This window comes from Vibrio sp. KUL78, assembly GCF_059725505.1.
Map to the genome: position 1 here is coordinate 498,097 of NZ_AP045838.1, position 17,467 is coordinate 515,563.

10 protein-coding genes and 3 tRNA genes are annotated in these 17,467 nt (G+C 43.5%); 5 read left to right on the plus strand and 8 right to left on the minus strand.

Annotated elements, in window-relative coordinates:
* Positions 1-912 precede the first annotated feature (912 nt).
* Positions 913-3,255, plus strand: coding sequence for a hypothetical protein (locus AC6I8Y_RS18895; RefSeq protein ID WP_498022650.1), 2,343 nt, complete (start codon positions 913-915; stop codon positions 3,253-3,255).
* A gap of 120 nt (positions 3,256-3,375) precedes the next feature.
* Here AC6I8Y_RS18895 and AC6I8Y_RS18900 read toward each other — a convergent pair whose 3' ends face one another.
* From AC6I8Y_RS18900 to AC6I8Y_RS18915, 4 genes are all read right to left on the minus strand, one after another.
* The gene (locus tag AC6I8Y_RS18900) at positions 3,376-6,093 is read right to left on the minus strand and encodes an Ig-like domain-containing protein (protein WP_498022651.1); all 2,718 of its coding nucleotides are present in this window, start codon (positions 6,091-6,093) and stop codon (positions 3,376-3,378) included.
* A gap of 837 nt (positions 6,094-6,930) precedes the next feature.
* Positions 6,931-7,722: a DsbA family protein gene (locus tag AC6I8Y_RS18905; protein ID WP_498022652.1), complete on the minus strand. Its 792-nt coding sequence runs from the start codon at positions 7,720-7,722 to the stop codon at positions 6,931-6,933.
* A gap of 406 nt (positions 7,723-8,128) precedes the next feature.
* Positions 8,129-8,202 (minus strand) — tRNA-Cys (locus AC6I8Y_RS18910).
* A 37-nt stretch (positions 8,203-8,239) separates the two neighbouring features.
* A tRNA-Leu gene (locus tag AC6I8Y_RS18915) sits at positions 8,240-8,326 on the minus strand.
* Between the two features lie 324 nt (positions 8,327-8,650).
* Between AC6I8Y_RS18915 and AC6I8Y_RS18920 the strand changes: the two genes are divergently transcribed.
* Positions 8,651-10,105, plus strand: a complete 1,455-nt coding sequence (locus AC6I8Y_RS18920) for a cryptochrome/deoxyribodipyrimidine photo-lyase family protein (RefSeq protein ID WP_498022654.1) — start codon at positions 8,651-8,653, stop codon at positions 10,103-10,105.
* 59 nt (positions 10,106-10,164) lie between these two features.
* Here the strand turns inward: AC6I8Y_RS18920 and AC6I8Y_RS18925 are convergent.
* The 4 genes from AC6I8Y_RS18925 to viaA (AC6I8Y_RS18940) all read right to left on the minus strand — a co-directional run bounded on the left by AC6I8Y_RS18925 (position 10,165) and on the right by viaA (AC6I8Y_RS18940) (position 15,324).
* Positions 10,165-10,238, minus strand: a tRNA-Cys gene (locus AC6I8Y_RS18925).
* A 191-nt stretch (positions 10,239-10,429) separates the two neighbouring features.
* Entirely contained in the window at positions 10,430-11,875 is a 1,446-nt protein-coding gene (gene viaA, locus AC6I8Y_RS18930; protein ID WP_498022656.1) for an ATPase RavA stimulator ViaA, read from the minus strand.
* 81 nt (positions 11,876-11,956) lie between these two features.
* Positions 11,957-13,627, minus strand: a complete 1,671-nt coding sequence (locus AC6I8Y_RS18935; RefSeq protein ID WP_498022657.1) for an ATPase RavA domain-containing protein — start codon at positions 13,625-13,627, stop codon at positions 11,957-11,959.
* A 173-nt stretch (positions 13,628-13,800) separates the two neighbouring features.
* Entirely contained in the window at positions 13,801-15,324 is a 1,524-nt protein-coding gene (gene viaA / locus AC6I8Y_RS18940; RefSeq protein WP_498022658.1) for an ATPase RavA stimulator ViaA, read from the minus strand.
* Between the two features lie 165 nt (positions 15,325-15,489).
* Here viaA (AC6I8Y_RS18940) and AC6I8Y_RS18945 point away from each other — a divergent pair, with 165 nt between their 5' ends.
* From AC6I8Y_RS18945 to AC6I8Y_RS18955, 3 genes are all read left to right on the plus strand, one after another.
* Entirely contained in the window at positions 15,490-16,008 is a 519-nt protein-coding gene (locus AC6I8Y_RS18945; protein WP_498022659.1) for an NUDIX hydrolase, read from the plus strand.
* Between the two features lie 10 nt (positions 16,009-16,018).
* Positions 16,019-17,023, plus strand: a complete 1,005-nt coding sequence (gene ltaE / locus AC6I8Y_RS18950) for a low-specificity L-threonine aldolase (protein ID WP_498022660.1) — start codon at positions 16,019-16,021, stop codon at positions 17,021-17,023.
* 90 nt (positions 17,024-17,113) lie between these two features.
* Positions 17,114-17,428 (plus strand): c-type cytochrome, encoded by a 315-nt coding sequence (locus AC6I8Y_RS18955; protein ID WP_498022661.1) that lies wholly within the window; start codon positions 17,114-17,116, stop codon positions 17,426-17,428.
* The last annotated feature ends 39 nt before the right edge of the window (positions 17,429-17,467 follow it).

Here is a 17,467-nt window from a genome sequence, read left to right on the forward strand (position 1 = left end):
GTGAAACAGATACGTAAAGTTAGTTAATACAAATAAATAACAAAGGGATTGACGTAAGGTCACAGAATGAATGCCGTTTTCTCATACAGAACGCATGACAGCGCACATTTAATAACAGGATAGAGCGAGGGCGTAGGCGTCTAGGATGAGAAGGAAAGGCGTAGTTTTCAACCTTCAATTAGAGACGCAGATCAACATAATCTTCATATGTTATTTTTTGATGCGTATTATGTTGGCGAGATAGTGAATTAATCAATCTAAAGAACAAGCAAAAAAGAGTTATTATATACAAAACGACTCTCACAGTATTCAAAAGGGGCACTATCTCGCCCCCTTTAATTACTTCTTCAGTGTGTCTCAAATCAATTGATGATATCTATCTGTAACTGCCACTGCGAATGCAGCGCCATCATAACCCAAATGGCACTGGGCACAACTTTCGTTAGTCACCATCCTATCCAGACACCCGCTGTCTTTGCAAGACAAACCAACCTAAATCATAAATCAGACTGATGGATAGTTGTAGCTACGTTGTAGAGTGTTAGCGCTTGCCTTTATGTAATGCACCTTTACACCGTAGGTACATACATTCGGCACCCTTCTTACTCTCTGATTTCACTAAATTAAGCATAACCATTTCATTGAACCCGTCCGCCAGAATTAACACATTGTAAACCTACAGTGTTACACACGCTTTCAGAGGGAGCGTAAAAGTACGTGAAATCATAAAGATAGCGTTTGGTCTACTTCTTGCTCATGGGTTGGCTATCCGAGAAGACTTCGAAGCTTATGTTCTAGGAGTCTTGAAGCATCGGGAAAAGAGTTGGTGTGTTCAATGATACCGAAGTGCAGCATTGGCATCATTGGGCATTCACATCGCACTTTTATCACTTTCAAAGAAAAAGAAGGTAGATGATGAAACATTTAAGACATTGCCAACACAAAAAGTTGTTCAGCTGTATGTTAATAGGTGCCTCGGCTCTATATGGACAAACAGCATTCACAGCTGAAGACGACGCCAAATTCTATCCGCAGTTAAACAATCAAGAGTGTTTAGCGGATTATTCCGACATGGGTTTAAACTGTACAGCAAACGATGTCCGTGTCAGTCAAGTAGTCAATATCAAAGGAGTTAAACCTGATACATTTCCACCAGAACCTGATATGTCAGGCGATCCCGTATCTTGTCGACCAGGTGAACCTGTCACCTTTTTCGCGGATGTTGAAGTTGTAACTACCGCCAATCAACGTTACGACTACGCAGTCTGGTTACCTGGAGGGTCATATAGCCCCCAAGAACCGAGCACTCCGGAACAAGAAAAGGTTTGTTCAGTCTTGATTGGTGATAACCGCGATCCTAACAGCGCATCGGGTTGGATAGACGGACTCAGTTTTGAGTTTGATGTCGATAAGAAATCAGGGACTCAAACACCTTTAGATTATTGTACTGACATCAGTAAAGCTTCTCCTTACAGTGGCGTTCATACGTACTATGAGCAGCTTATCACCATGACCTGTTTGGATGATGATGGTTCTGGTAAAGCAGACTTTAACTACTGTATGTCTTGGAACCAAAGAGCTGAAGCGGGGTGTGATGCTAACACACCATCACCTGCTGGTGCCCCATCTAAATGTCGTTGTGATAATTTTGACGTCGACATTTTAATTGACCCACCTGCATTAGTGAAAACACTTGAAAGCAGTACTCCATTAGATGAGCCCGGTGGTAACTTTATCTTCAAAGTATCCATTGAAAACATCAACCCTAACTCTTCATTGTTTATAACTTCGTTAACTGACTACCTCGATTTCAACAAAGCAGGTACTTATGGTGAAGTGATAGACTTGTGGGGGGCGACTGAAACACCGTCAGGTGACGGCGTCTATCTGATAGAAAATAGTGCAGCCTGTCCTAAACCAGCGCCAGGAGGAACTTATGAAATTCTGGCAAAACAAACCTACTCCTGTCAATTTACACTGAAAGTAGTCGCTGACGACTTGCCAGATCTACCGATTGGATACCTAGAAATTGATGATGTGGTTAAAGCATCCATTGAAAACCAGTTTGGCGTCCCAGTCCTTGATGGTGATTCATGCCCAGCAGTACTATCCGCTGTAGATGGCGACCACTGTAGTGCCATTAAAACCGTCAAAGTCAATAACGTATCGCCTGATATAGACGTGACAAAAACCGTTTCACCTACTCAGTTAGCGGAAACCGCACCAGGCGTTCCAGCTTCCGTGACTTACACCGTCACCGTGAAAAACACATCGACCAAAGATGCCTTGATCATCTCTGAAAGTGATATTTCCGATAACCCTTATGCTCTAACTTCTGCTGAAAAAGCACCATGTGTGGGTACATTAGCTATCGGTGCATCATGTGTAATGACGTACACTAGAGGCGGCCTAGTGGGTAACTCAGGCGACTCCATCGTTAATACTGCTACAGTATACGCAGTGGATAATGAAAATGATTCGACCAATGACTCCGGCACAGCAACAGTCGTCTTTACTGATGTACCAGGAGCACTTGACTTAACTAAAACACCGAACAAAAATTCGGTTCTAGAATCAGGTGAAAACGTCGACTTTACATTTGTTATCACGAATGAATCCCCAACCGATAGAGTGCAACTCAAATCCATGGTTGATACCGTTTTCGGTACAATTTTTGACGGCGGTGGTTCTCAGGGTACCTGTTCGTTTTACAATACTTGGCTAGAACCGGCCGGAGATAGTGTCAGTTGTACAATCACTAAGTTCCTTATTGGTGAACCTAGTGATCCAGACCATGAAAACTGGGCCACTGTTACAGGTATCAGTGACGACAATGAAACATTGACCGCTACGGATAATGCTATCGTAAGTTATGAAGACGTACCTACTGACTTCACCTTGAACGTAGGCCTATTGTTCGAGTTCTCTATCAATATTTCAAACAATTCTGATTTTGAACCAATAACATTGGATGAATTCACTCTTGGAGGAGTACCATTTGAAGGTGGACTAACCGGTGGTGGCTTCGAAGTCATTAATATCGATTGTCCAGAGCATACTGAATTGCCGTATGAAATTGGTGTCCTCGGCAATCTAAATTGCTCATTCAGAGTTAATGTGCTCAACCCAGCGGCAAGTGTATTTAGCTTATCGGATGGCGGAGATGATGTAGGGCTTGTTATTAGCGATAATGATGGCAATACAGCGGCACAACCTTCATACAATATTAAGGTTCAGGCAGTACCTAACCTTTAAAAGACCCCACTAGTTCCATAGAAACATAGTGAGTCTTAGAATAATGGTGGAAGCGAAAGTGAACTTTTTCTTCCACCATAGTTTTCATACAGCCAGGCAACCAAATACCTCAGCAATCATTTACTTTTTACCCTTACCACCATTGCCATTAGTACTTGCCAGTCCAATCGTTACGACTGCCGAGCTGGTTTCGTATCCATCTGTAATACTGTAGGAAAAGCTGTCATTACCCTTAAAGCTCTTGGCTGGAGTGTACAGTACCTGACCATCAGAAAGAATTTGGACGGTTCCTTTCGAACCTTGCGTTACGGAACTAATGTTCAAACTATCACCGTCTGGGTCGCGATCGTTGACAAGTACATCTACAACAACCGGATCTTTCGCTGACAAAATAACATCATCATTGACCGCAACTGGTGCGCTATTGGGTACAACTGCAGCTTCAATCACAACGCTCTCTACTTCACTAGCACTAAAGCCTGGCTCTACAGTGTGCTGAGCTAAAAACGTCAAATCGTAATGACCATCCGGTGCGTCAGGGGTTGAAACAACGTCCATATACAGCGTGTTACTTTCATCTGGTGCCAATGTCACTGTAGCAGTGTCTGCGCTCCAGCCATCAGGCACACTGACCACTAAATCAAGCATCGTAGGTTCACAATCTCCACTATCCTGACTGGTGACAGTCACTGTATAACTCATCGTACTGCCCGGTTCAAACACCCCGGTTTGGTTTGCTGCCACTGTCAATAATGGGGCGCTTAATTGGCATACCTCGACAGGCGTTGCGACCAAGTAACTGGACGTAGCGCTAGCGTTGAAATTACTGTCACTACTGTTGAACACATTGAAAGAAATGTCATACGAACCATCTGCTGCCGTTTCATCTGAAGCGATATCAAGTGTTACAGTATCGCTGGCACCAGGAACCAAATTTAAAGACGCTACAATTGCCGTCCAGCTTGAAGGCACAAGCGCTTCAATCGAAAAATCAGACGATAAACAGTCACTACTATCGTTATTTGTCACTGTTACCTCATAGCTCAGAGTACTGCCAGCAACCACACCCGAATTCTGAACTGGAACAACCGCAATAGACGGATCATTCGATGTACATGTTGCTTCCGCGAAGCTCACATAAACACTTGCCCCAGTGCTATCTGCCCATTCGGTCGTTACTGTAATACCAGCATTTAAATCCGTATAACTGTGGCCCGGTGGCAAAGACGAATCATTCCAATCCGCACTAGCACTGTTTGGTGTCATATCCAATAGTTGACTGGTATTCCTATCACCTTCTCTTCCTAAATGAAAAGTAACACCGGAAATAAGCGATGGTGTATTAACGAGAAAACGATCGAAACCTACTGCTTGACGATATTCCAAATAGTACCAAAGCTTTTCACCCGTTGAAGGGTCAACACCTCGTTGTATTTTAAGGGCTTTGCTATGGCCACCTGGTAAGGTCTCATAAGGTTCTAAGAAGTAGCTACCATCACTCTTGATTTCAACAATACTGTCAGGGTGAGACTCTGTAGCGGTGTTTAACCAGCCCAATATGTCTTTGCTAAACGAATTAAAATGGCCGGTAAAGTTGGGCGCCCCCATAATATCTAGACTGTCACCATACTCGACGCTGTAGCAATTTCCCTCCACAACGCCTGCCTCACATTCAAGCTTCTCAGCGTGATGCAAACCCAGGTTATGTCCAAGTTCATGAGCTACAGTTCTAAGTGTCAAGGAACCGTTTATCCAAGTTCTCGAAGGATTCCCACCAACGGTTCCACGACCAGTCCAGCCACATTGGCTACTTTTCGGGAATACATACATCAACCTGCTGTAGCTGGTAACATCAATGCCACTGTCAGTAGCCGCTTGATTCGCATAGCTGCTAATAGTCCCTAAATCACAAACTTCATCAATGGGTAAAGTGAAATAGCCTTGTACATCTCCAGAAAACAATGTCTGTCCATAAGACACTTCTTTAAAATACTCGTTGACAGAACCAAACACCACTTCCTCTACTTCTCCGACCGTCCAAGGCTGCTGAGAGTTGTCTTGAAAGTTAACCAACATCACTAATGTTTTTTGGTCACCCAAAGTGTTATTCAATGCTGAAGAAGTCGTGCTAATTTCTGTGGCCGATACGTTACCATCTGCTAATACGGTTAGTTTCTGTAGGGAGTCATTTAAAATCAAAGAAGCAGGTTCATCTTCGTGAGCCTCAAACCTCCAGCCACTCGCACGAACCTTCATACCTGTATGAACAATTTCCGACTGACCACGATCTGTCATATGCACCTTAATAGGTCCTTCATTGGTTTTCAGGACATGGTATAGACGGCTCTTACTATGATCTTCATAGTCTTCGTAATAGACCTCAAGCTCTCCATCCAGTACTTGTTCTTGTTCCAGAAGACCCCGAACTTGCTCAGGTAAACCTTGGCGTTCTGCTGAAGTAAGCACTAGGCTAGCGATCTCTGCTGGAGCGACTTCAATGAGTGTGGATAACAACCGCTGGCGCTCTTCCGCTAGCGACATCATCTGGCTTAGATAATGACTTTTATCTTTCTCGGTTGCCTCGCGGTAATGAGATAATGCCTTGGCTAAACCTTCTGTATTCGCTTTAGCATTTTGGCGCATTTCTATCGCGAGATCTGTGGCACTCTGTGAATGAGTATGGTGTTGTTCTATATGATGTCGTTCATTCGTAACGATATCACCACCGGCTAAAGCAGATGCATTGATTAGTAGCGAAGAAGTACATAGAAGAGTTATTATTGAAGGTTTAAAAGCGTTGGACGCCAATACATTTGAATTAAATAAAAAATTAGACATACGTGTGATTTTCAGGTCCATTTGGTTTTGAGATGTAAATAACTCCCTAGGTAAAGTGACATCCACACTAAACCCATCGGATAGTTTCCATAAAGAGATTTCTATTTAGTTTTCTTTGTTTACCTTTGAATTAGAAAAGTTATTAAGTAATTAAAGATATTCCCAGTTCAAAATTATCACTTATAGAAAACTGAACAAGTATGAACCACGAGGCTTAAAGTTAAAATAACATATAGAAAACTTCCAACACTGCTTATTAGAAACGCAAAGAAGTCAATGTAACTCTGACATTCAATTGAATCGCACTGGAATTATTTCAAAGGTGTTAAATAAAATCATTCATTCTGCCAGAACCAGTACTCCCTACTTACAGTTGCAAACATCTTCTTACGTTTTAAGTTTCGAAATACTAGCAAAAACCCAGGTCAAAATTCAACCGCATAGATAACAAAAAACACAAACAAAGAGGCAAATCCATTTAACTCATGAATATATAAGGTAATTATTTTTCATTAAAACAACTTTACCAACCTTATGAAACTACTATTATACTTTCAAAAATAGGGCGAAAAAATTGCACTTTATCCTTTCAAAATTAGTCACTTGCCATACCCCTGACTTTATATTACACAGCCATGACATTTAAAGGCGAGGTCTACATTTAAAAATTCTCAAAAAACATAGCGTGACATAGCTATTCAAATACACTCATATTACATACTCTGTGAACATAGATGCATTCAAAAAAGCGAAACCAAACAAACCGATATTAACTATGTGCATATCAAATAAAAAAGCAGCTAAATGTAGCTGCTTTTTTAAGATCATCCCTATCTCTTACTCTGGTTCGCCTTCACTTTTCTCTAACTCGTTTATCAACGATTCAAAAACTGGATACTGCTGAGCGCCAACAATGATTTGGGGTTCAATCAATAGGTCGTTCTCTACGCGGCCAATAAGAAACGTAGGCGTACCTCGTATCCCAAGTGATTGGCCTAATGCCAAATCCTGTGCGACTTTATCGGCAACTGACTGATCCTTTAAGCAATCAGTAAAAACATCCATATTCAACGATAAGTCCATGGCAGATTTTCGATACAAGTCACTACCCAACTGCTGTACGTTACTAAATAGCATGTCTCGCATTGGCCAATATGACTTTTGTTTAAAACTGCATTTTGCCGCGACCGCAGCCGGGATTGCTTCGGGATGGAAGTCTAGAGGAAAATCTCGAGCAACATATTGTACTCGACCAGTATCGATATAGTTTTTCTTTAAGTCTTTGAATGTAAAGTCAGCAAATCTTTTACAGAAAGGACATTGAAAATCAGAAAATTCTATAATAGCGACCTTTGCATTAGCACTCCCTAGTGTTGGAAGATTTCCGCCATCAGAAAAATTGGGTTGGTCTGGTAGAGTTCTGGGTTGCTTTTTTGGTTTTTTAAATGCTAAATCATGTATTTCCGATACTTTATCTCCGATATCACCCACCTCTTGGGAAAGCTGACCTACCTCCTGCTTCAATGATTCAATTTCCGATTTTAACTGCTTCGTTTCTCCCGACTCACAACCCGATATAGCTTGCACTAAAACCAACGTGATAACGAGTCTAGCCATATGTATAATCATCTCAAACCCTTACTTTGAAATAGCACAAAACTGAGTTCATACCTTACTCTTACCGACTAAAAGAATTGCTGCATCAGGTTATTACTAGTTAAACCTTATTAAATTACGAGTAATAACATGAAGCTACAGAATTCTGCTCACCTTTCATATCATGTTTTTCATCATCACGTAAGATGAGTCAGAAATATCTTTCAAATTGATAAAAAGTATTGTAGAGGAGTTGCTATAAGTCAATTTACACTAAACGATAAAGATGTTGCCACGGATAATTCACTGATTGGCAAATCATACTTTAATTAACACGCTGTAATTAAGACAGTTTTAGTTAATTCGCTAAAAATAGGGAGATGGTTTGAACTGTATTTCTTGTACGAAAAAGCCCGTCATTTGACGGGCTTTAAAATAATGGAGGCGCCTCCCGGAGTCGAACCGAGGTCCACGGATTTGCAATCCGCTGCATAGCCACTCTGCCAAGGCGCCTTTAAATTGTGTACTAATTGAATAGCAAAATGAGAGATGGTGCCCCGGGCCGGACTTGAACCGGCACGACGCGAACGTCGAGGGATTTTAAATCCCTTGTGTCTACCAATTCCACCACCAGGGCACACAAATTTCTTTGTGATGCCGTTTAGATTGTATAAACACCATCTTTTCAATTCTGTTTCTAACGGGCTTTCCCGTGAGAACGAGGTGTACTTTAGCGGATTCAGGATTTCCGTCAACAGGTATTTTTCACTTTATGAATCAAGTGATTAAATAGCGAACTTTACGGTATGAAGCACGAACAATTCGCCGAAAATTACAGCAAGCTAGAGGTAGGCAATCAACCTGACTAGCTACGACACGCTGCTGTGCTCTCACTCTCAATCTCAGTCAACTGAACTAATGAAGGCGCCTCTCGTAACACGTTAAGTAACGAGGAAATTGTATGAAAAACATTAATGTTGTTTGGTTTAAAAGAGATTTGCGGCTTACCGACCATCAACCATTGAACCTAGCAATAACGAATGGCGCCCCTACGCTACTGCTCTATCTTTTTGAGCCTGAACTACTCAACGATGGTCACTATGACGAGAGACATTGGCGATTCGTGTGGCAATCACTGAATGACATGAATCAACGCCTCAAGGACAGCAATACGAAAGTTCTGATACTTTTTAGTTCAGCAGCAAAGGCGTTTAGAATGCTCGATACTAAGTTTGGCATCGAAAACGTCTTTTCATATCAAGAAATAGGGCTAGAGGTTTCGTTTGCAAGAGACAGAGAACTTACACAGCGGTTTCAGGACGCAAATATTAACTGGCATGAAAGCCCTTATGGTGCAGTGGTTCGAGGTGCACGCGACAGAATCGACTGGGACACTCATTGGAAGTCAGTAATGAGAGCACCGATAGAATCAACGGACCTCAAGCACGGCTCGTTCGTTCCACTAGAATTACTCGATTTCGATGAGGAAAAGTACGCTCCAGATTCTTGGACAACAAAGCAAAAAGGAATGCAGACCGGTGGAACGACTTTAGCTTGGCAGACACTCGAAAGTTTTTTCCAAGAGCGGGGACGACATTATTACTATCAAATATCCGAACCGCTAGAGAGTCGAAGCGCCTGCACCCGCCTCTCTCCTTACCTAGCGTGGGGCAATATTTCGCTCAGAGAAGTTTACCAAGCACTGCTCGCTCACTGGAATGTCAAAGGGTTCAGACGTAGCCTGGTGGCACTCTCATCCCGCCTACATTGGCATTGCCACTTTATTCAAAAGTTTGAGTCTGAAGCGGAAATGGAATTTAGACCAGTTAATCGCGCTTATAAACACCTGGAGTACGAAAACGACCTCAATAAGCTTGATGCGTGGAAATCTGGGAATACTGGTTATCCACTGGTGGACGCGTGTATGCGCTGCCTGCAAGCAACGGGATACATCAACTTTAGAATGCGCGCCATGCTGGTAAGCTTTTTAACTCATCATCTGAATATTCACTGGGAGCATGGAGTGAAACACCTAGCACAGCTGTTTCTAGACTTCGAACCTGGTATTCATTACCCGCAATTTCAAATGCAAGCGGGCGTGACTGGCACTAACACGATTCGAATCTACAACCCCACCAAACAAGCCATTGAACATGACCCCGACGGACACTTTATTCATCTTTGGATACCAGAACTCGCGTCGGTTCCCCCTCCGCTGCTATTTGAGCCTTGGAAGCTGACTAGCCTTGAAGCGCAGATGTACCAACTGTCAGAAGGCAGTCCATATCTTGACCCAATCATCAATCTAGAAGAATCAGGTAAAGCGGCGCGTGAAAGACTTTGGGGCTTTAAGCGACGTTTGGATGTAAAGCAGGAATCTAAACGGATACTCGCAAGACACGTAAGGCCCGATTAACCAAGAATTCTGAGCCAGAAACGACGAAGCCCCGACGTAATGTCGGGGCTTCTGAATAATGGAGGCGCCTCCCGGAGTCGAACCGAGGTCCACGGATTTGCAATCCGCTGCATAGCCACTCTGCCAAGGCGCCTTTCTTTTCAACACGTTAGAGAAGCTCTCTCGCCGTGTTCGAGGCATACTTTACGGATATGAGAAAATTAGTCAAACAAAAACTCGAAAAAAATGTTTGTTCGCTGACTTTCCAACCAAGATGAGTGTAAATGCGTCAGCACTGCACAACGATTAAACAAATCCGCCTTCAATTAAAGACGTGTTCATGCATTACCATTTTTTCATCAAACGACCTACAAGCGTCGGATGATAGGACCAGCAGTGATCAAACATACTCATCAATGATGGGTTACCATACTTGGACAAATTAATCGCATGAAAACGATTCTTGCGCGCTTTAAGATCGGCAACTTTTTCAATCATCTCATGCGATTGCTCTGGCGCAATAAAATCCGAAATGACCACCATGTCAGCGTTCTTGTAGGTATCGGATTGCATCAGATCAATCGATTTATTAAGGACCGGCTCAAGATCAGTGCCGCCATGGAATGAATAACTTAGGAAGTCTGCCGCTTCTCGCAAGCCATCCTGTTTGGTTAGCTCATACGTAATGTGAGTCGTCGAGAATAGAATCACATAGCATTCGCGCTCTTCCGCTAGCGCTATCTGCATCAATGCATACGCCATCGCCTTCGCACACTGCTCTGGAAATCCACTCATCGAGCCCGATGCATCGATACATACGATAAACGGTCCCTTCTCGATATCCACCGTACTATTATCTGGAGCACTGGTACGAACTTTCTTCAGCGTTCGAGCTTTACCCTGCGTTTTGTAATTCATAAGGCGTTTGTCGGCAAGATGCTTGTAAAAGACAACTTCAAGCTCAGGGTATGCTAGGAACATGGTTTCGTTAGGAAGGAGTTTGTTCAAGTCGTCAGATTCGTGAATACCGACAATATCGTCTGTCGCTTCGTCGCTCTGCTCCTCGACCATTTCAACATTGTCAGCTTGTGCTTTGTTTAACTCAGGGTCGTCTTGCTCACTCGCCATACGGCCTAACTGCGCCGCTATTTGTTTAAGTGCATCGTTCTTTTTCAAAAACTCTGCATGGCTGTGCATGGTTTTAAGGTCTGTCTTAGTCAGTTTCGCAGCGGCCATGTCCCACAAGCGCCCCATCGTCGCTTCATCACCTTGCTGAGTAACCGTATCCATATCCTTGATGGTTTCCATGCGTTGATAGAGATCTGCAAGAAACTTCTCCTTGCTAGCTTCTAGTTCTGACACTTCCGCTTGCTTAATAGCATCAGCTAGACTCTTGTACCAAAGATCGCAAAAATAGCGCGGGAACATGGGATTATTTACGGACTTGTTTTTCTCGAGTAAACGACGAGCTTGTAGGTAAAAAGCAGAGTGCCATTCTAGCTTTTTCACCACACCTGGGATTCGTTCAAAGAAAGTCGCTTCATCCCAATGAATCACTTCTTGGTATAGCGCGAGTTCTTGTTGGAAACGCTCAGTTTCACACACGCGCGTCATGCGCTTTTTCACTGAGCCACGCCATTTGAGCAGATGATTCTTCACCGAGCTTCTCATGCCACGGTTTTCGCTGATCGCCAAAACCTGAGAGCGAGCCATCAAATCGTTGACTGCAGAATCAATTAAGCCTGATTCTGCCACCATTAATGCGAGGTTTAATCCATCTGCTCCGAGCATCCTTGTCTCCGTTTCTCACCTTTACATGGTTTTGCGTATTGCACAGCCCGCTCTCAATCTTGTTTGTCTCTTATCAAAGTGTCACTTCATCAAGCAAAAAAAGGTTTGTAGTCCTTTTATTCTTGCCACTGCTTTTTCGGCTTCTGCTGTTGTCGATTCTAATGTTTGAGTCACTGTTTGCAGACTGACTTCCATTTCTGTTGGTATGTCTGGTTGAATGAAGCCGTGTGGCAGAGCACCGTGGAATTTTGAACGTACCGAGCGAAGGTGATGCTCGGCATGTTTTAACTGAGTAAGAACTTGATCGGACTTAGTCACCCACTCTTGAAGCATGCTCTCGTCAATACCATTGGTAGTCACTAAAGTCGTCAGGACGGAACGATTTGCAATGTCTTTTACAACTAGGTGACTTGAGGCGTTGATATCGAGTCTTAAACGACATAGGTGAGTATTTTGGTTCACATAACCATAAACCTCACTACCCCCCTCTTTGATAGCGCGGCTGAGTTCATCTTTTGCGATATAGACCCAACGACTGTCGCCTTTTTCACTTTCAGATACCGACATATTACTCTGCAGTAGGACCAGTTTCACCAAGTCTGTAGCCGGCCCGACTTTGTAAGATTTAGCATTACTGATGTCGTACTGATAAACATCTTTGCGAAGCAGCCCTGTTGTGGTTTCCATTGATAGTGGCATAGCAAACTCAGCCTCGATCTCCTCCTGGATTTCTTCAAGCTGCTCTTTGCCCTCTTCGATCTGTTGAAACACTTCTTGCTGATCAAATGCATGATTTAAAGCGAAGTCTTTTATCACCGTTCGCACAATCTCTAATGATTCAGGGCTGTTCCATAAGCAGTCTTGAAGTAACAGAAGATCCAACGGGTTAACGCTGTCACGACCATTAAAGAACGCACTTGCTTTGAGAAGCTTAACGGCCTTCTTCCAACGTCTATCAGAGACATACAGATCAGCCTCGGAAAGTGTTGCCCTATGCTCGTCCGCAGACGCTTCTAGCATAGTTTTTAACTGATAGAGTTTCTCAAATACGTCATCACTGAGCGCGACATCGTTTAGCTCTCGCTGCCATTGATGGTATTCAGCATCAGTAATTGCAAGCCCCTCAGGGATCTTCGCTTCCTCTGAAGTGCCAACCGTCAACATTGACTTGAAGTTCTGCTTGTTTTGAATACGGTTAACAAAAATGCGTACAAGCATACGATCGTAAAGTGCTTCTAGACCGCTATCTTCATCAGGCAGTTCATTCGATGCAGACACGAGTAGACGCATTGGCACCTTCTCGATATCACTGCCATTTTTGAAGGTCTTTTCATTCACAACGGTCAATAACGTATTTAGAATCGCTGGACCTGCTTTCCAGATCTCGTCGAGAAACACAACTTGGGCAGTAGGCAAATAGCCATCGGTAAGACGCAGGTAGCGTCCATTATCTTTTAACTCTTGAATACTCAATGGACCAAACACCTCTTCAGGCGTCGAGAAACGAGTCATTAGGTACTCAAAATAGCTACTGTTATCAAATGCTTGAATAAGGCGCTTGGCAATCAAGCTTTTGGCGATACCTGGAGGACCCAATAAGAAAACACTCTCTCCAGCAAGCGCAGCTAAAAGACAGAGTTTGATGGTCTCTTCACGCTCATACACTCCGTCGGAAAGTGCTGAGGCAAGTTTTGTAATTCGTTCTGATAGCAACGCTTTATCAGCGTGTGAGACAACTGTGGGCTTAATCATGCCAATACCTCTGTGCACAAAATTGGAATGCATAATTAATTTTATACATTTGTTATCATTATGTTACAAGATCTTTCAATCCTGCGTATTTTAAGCATGCGCATCAACGCAAAATTATCAAGTTGATTTAATTAGAATTTTACTAAAAAAAACGGCGATATACGCCGTTTATATTAGCCAAAAGTATGAGAAAACACTTGTCGAGCTCTTTGTAAACCCGCAGTTGGCTTCTTGACAATTCTACCAACTAAGCTTGGATGATATCGCCACTGGGTGTCGAATAACGATAAGACCTCTGGGTTACCGTACTTTGATAAGCACAATGAATGGAATCGGTTATAGCTTCCTTTCAACGACATTACTTTTTCAATGATATTTTCTTCCTGTTTTGGCGCAATAAAATCGGAAATCACCAAGAGGTCAGCGTTTTTGTACTGTTCGCCCTTCATCACATCCACTGCATAATCTAGGACCTTACTTAGGTCGGTACCACCTTTGAATGTGTAAGAGAGAAAATCACACGCCTCTTTTAGTCCCTTTGATCCAGATAAGTCATAGGTAATAAAGGTCGATGAGAAAAGAATCACATGGCACTCACGAGACTGCTCTGCTGCCATTTTCATCAGCGCGTAAGCCATAGCCTTCACCGACTTTTCAGGAGCACCCTGCATGGAGCCCGAAACATCCACCGCGACAACCATGGGACCTTTTTCCTTTATCGCTTCTCCATGTGACTGCGACGGGTTATGTAGCTGGCGAATCGTTCGCTGTTTGCCTTCAGATTTGTAAGTCAATAAGCGCTTCTCAACAAGATGCTGGTAAAACACGGTTTCTAGCTCTGGATAAGCAAGATACATGGTCTCGTTTGGTAGCAGCTTATTAATATCATTGCTGGTGTGGATACCAACAATATCGTCTGTGGCAAAATCAGACTTTTCTTCAACCACCACATCATCATGCGTCTCAACTTTATTTAGCTCAGGCGCATCGACTTCATCAGCCATACGACCTAGCTTGTCTGCTATTGTGTTTAGTTCGCTATGCTTTGATAGATATTCTGCTGTGCGCTCTATGGATTTCCAATCTTGCTTAGTAAGCTCGGCACCTGCTAGATCCCATAAACGACCAAGCTTAGCGTTTTCGCCCGTCTGGTTAAGATTCTCGATATCCTTGAGCGTGTCTATGCGCTGGTACAGCTGTTTTAGAAAGCGGGACTTTTGCTCGTCAAGGGTATCTTGCTGTTTAGACTGAACAGCAGTGGTTAAACTCTCATACCACTGGCGACAAAACTGTCTTGCAAATAGACAGCTAGGGTAACTTTGCTTCGAAGCAATCAATTTTTGCGATTTTTCGATAAACAGCGAGTCTTCAGGTAACTGTGCAACGAGAGTACAGAGGTTGTCGTCAAACTCAGACTCAGTCATATACACCGCTTGTTGATAAAGGTTTAACTCAACTTGAATCGAGTCTTCATCTTGGGTTTTTACTAGTTTGCGCTTAACGCTCTTCGACCACTTGGCCATAGATGCAGTGAGGCTCTGCTTAACGCTATCCTCATTGCCAAGCGCCATAAGATCAGTGTGCTGCATGATTTCTCGTACTGCGGAGTCAATCATGCCTGATTCCGCTACCATCAATGCTAAATTTAACCCATCTGCCCCTAACACGCTGTCGCTACCTTTTTTAAAGAAACACACCTGAAGCCTTTGATATACCTAATCTCTCGATATCAAAATAGTGCAGAAAACACTGTTTCCATTTTCGGAAGGCAATCAACACTTTTATCACTGCAGACTAATCATCGACATTTGATCCTTTGTGTGGTGATATTATCGCTTCAACATCGCAGTCACGGATGATTTATGACCTACAAAACCATTCATCAATGGAAATCTATTTCTCTCATCGAAGAAGAAGTCACCCTACCGAATGATCAATCAGTGACACATACCACTATCAAGCATCCTGGTGCCGCCGTAATTCTGCCAATCAACGACAATGGTGAAATCCTACTACTCAATCAGTTTCGCCCATCGCTAAAGAAATGGCTGTTAGAGCTACCTGCAGGCACAATGGAGCCAAATGAGGATCCCACGCAATGCGCGTCTCGGGAGCTGATTGAAGAAACCGGTTATGCCGCTGGTGAGATGATTTCGCTTGGTCAGGTAACGCCATTGGCGGGTTTTTGCGATGAGATTCAACACCTGTTTATCGCAAAGTCCTTATCGCCTAGCGATAAATATTCGTGTGACGACGATGAAGTCATCGAAGTTGTGACAATGTCACATAGACAACTACAACAATATATTATCGACGGTAAAATCACCGACGCCAAAACCATAGCTTGCCTTAGCAAGGCGGCGCTATGCGGATACATTTAGGAGATATTCAATGGATTTTCGCTCAGATACGGTCACCAAACCAACTCAAGCTATGCGCGAAGCAATGGCAAACGCTCCTGTGGGCGATGATGTTTACGGTGATGACCCAACGGTTAATGAGCTAGAGGCGTGGGCAGCAGAGCGACATGGTTTTGAAGCTGCCATGTTTACCACATCAGGCACACAAGCAAACCTTTTGGGTTTGATGGCGCATTGTCAGCGCGGTGATGAGTACTTATGTGGTCAACAAGCGCACAACTACAAATACGAAGCAGGTGGCGCGGCGGTCTTAGGTTCTATCCAGCCGCAACCTATCGAAAACAACCCAGATGGCACACTTGATTTTGGTAAACTAAAAGCTGCAATTAAGCCTGACGACAGTCATTTTGCTCGCACCAAACTGCTAAGCCTAGAGAACACTATCAACGGAAAGGTACTCCCTCTCACCTACTTGGCGGAAGCGCGACAGTTCGTTGATGAACACGGATTGAGCCTCCACCTTGATGGTGCTCGAGTATACAACGCAGCAGTCGCTCTTGATGTAGATGTCATTGAAATAGCCAAGCACTTCGACTCAATGACTATCTGCCTATCGAAAGGCTTATCTGCTCCGATTGGCTCACTACTTCTAGGCTCTAAATCCTTTATCGAACGCGCTCGTCGTTTACGTAAGATGGTTGGTGGCGGTATGCGTCAAGCGGGTATTTTAGCCGCGGCAGGTAAGCTGGCTCTTACCGAGCAAGTGGCTCAACTTGCGACTGACCACGCGAACGCGAAGAAACTGGCCGAGGGACTTAACGCTGTTGCTGGATTTAGCGTTAACGCCGATTTTGTCCAAACCAATATCGTTTTCGCTAAGCTCGATGAAAGTGTCGATATCAACCGCATTACCGAACAGCTCGCTCAAGATGGCATTACGATCTCACCAAGCAACCCAGTTCGCTTTGTGACTCATAAAGATGTTTCCAGCAACGATATTGATGTCTTGCTTGAGAAATTAAAGACGCTAGTGTAATGCAAGTCACACCACACTTAAAATAGAGTTGAGCTTAACCTAGGGGTAAGGTTTATCTTATTGCCTAGGTTACGTTTTTTGAGTATTGATATGAAATTCCTTCCTGCTGTCTCCGTACTATCGATTCTATTCTCGAGCACTGTACTCGCCAGCAACTTTGGTGATGCTGGACTTGGAAAGCTTAAGTCCCCCAGTTGCGTGTTTTGCCATAACCCGAACGGACCCACCAGCCAGCCGAGCTACCCAGACCTTAACGGACAAGATCCACTTTACTTATATAACGCGATGAGAGCCTATATCAACGACGAGCGTTCAGGCCCCATGGCTGCATTGATGAAAGCTCAGCTGCAAAACTTATCAGATGAAGATCTAAAGGATGTTGCGGCGTTTTATTCTGAGCAATAAATTACGTTCTCCACACTTTCTCGACTAGGTTATCTTTAT

Bases quoted from the DNA above. Each gene is read 5' to 3' on its own strand.
- AC6I8Y_RS18895 (WP_498022650.1), top strand. From the start codon at position 913: ATGATGAAACATTTAAGACATTGCCAACACAAAAAGTTGTTCAGCTGT.
- AC6I8Y_RS18900 (WP_498022651.1), bottom strand. From the start codon at position 6,093: ATGTCTAATTTTTTATTTAATTCAAATGTATTGGCGTCCAACGCTTTT.
- AC6I8Y_RS18905 (WP_498022652.1), bottom strand. From the start codon at position 7,722: ATGATTATACATATGGCTAGACTCGTTATCACGTTGGTTTTAGTGCAA.
- AC6I8Y_RS18920 (WP_498022654.1), top strand. From the start codon at position 8,651: ATGAAAAACATTAATGTTGTTTGGTTTAAAAGAGATTTGCGGCTTACC.
- viaA (WP_498022656.1), bottom strand. From the start codon at position 11,875: ATGCTCGGAGCAGATGGATTAAACCTCGCATTAATGGTGGCAGAATCA.
- AC6I8Y_RS18935 (WP_498022657.1), bottom strand. From the start codon at position 13,627: ATGATTAAGCCCACAGTTGTCTCACACGCTGATAAAGCGTTGCTATCA.
- AC6I8Y_RS18945 (WP_498022659.1), top strand. From the start codon at position 15,490: ATGACCTACAAAACCATTCATCAATGGAAATCTATTTCTCTCATCGAA.
- ltaE (WP_498022660.1), top strand. From the start codon at position 16,019: ATGGATTTTCGCTCAGATACGGTCACCAAACCAACTCAAGCTATGCGC.
- AC6I8Y_RS18955 (WP_498022661.1), top strand. From the start codon at position 17,114: ATGAAATTCCTTCCTGCTGTCTCCGTACTATCGATTCTATTCTCGAGC.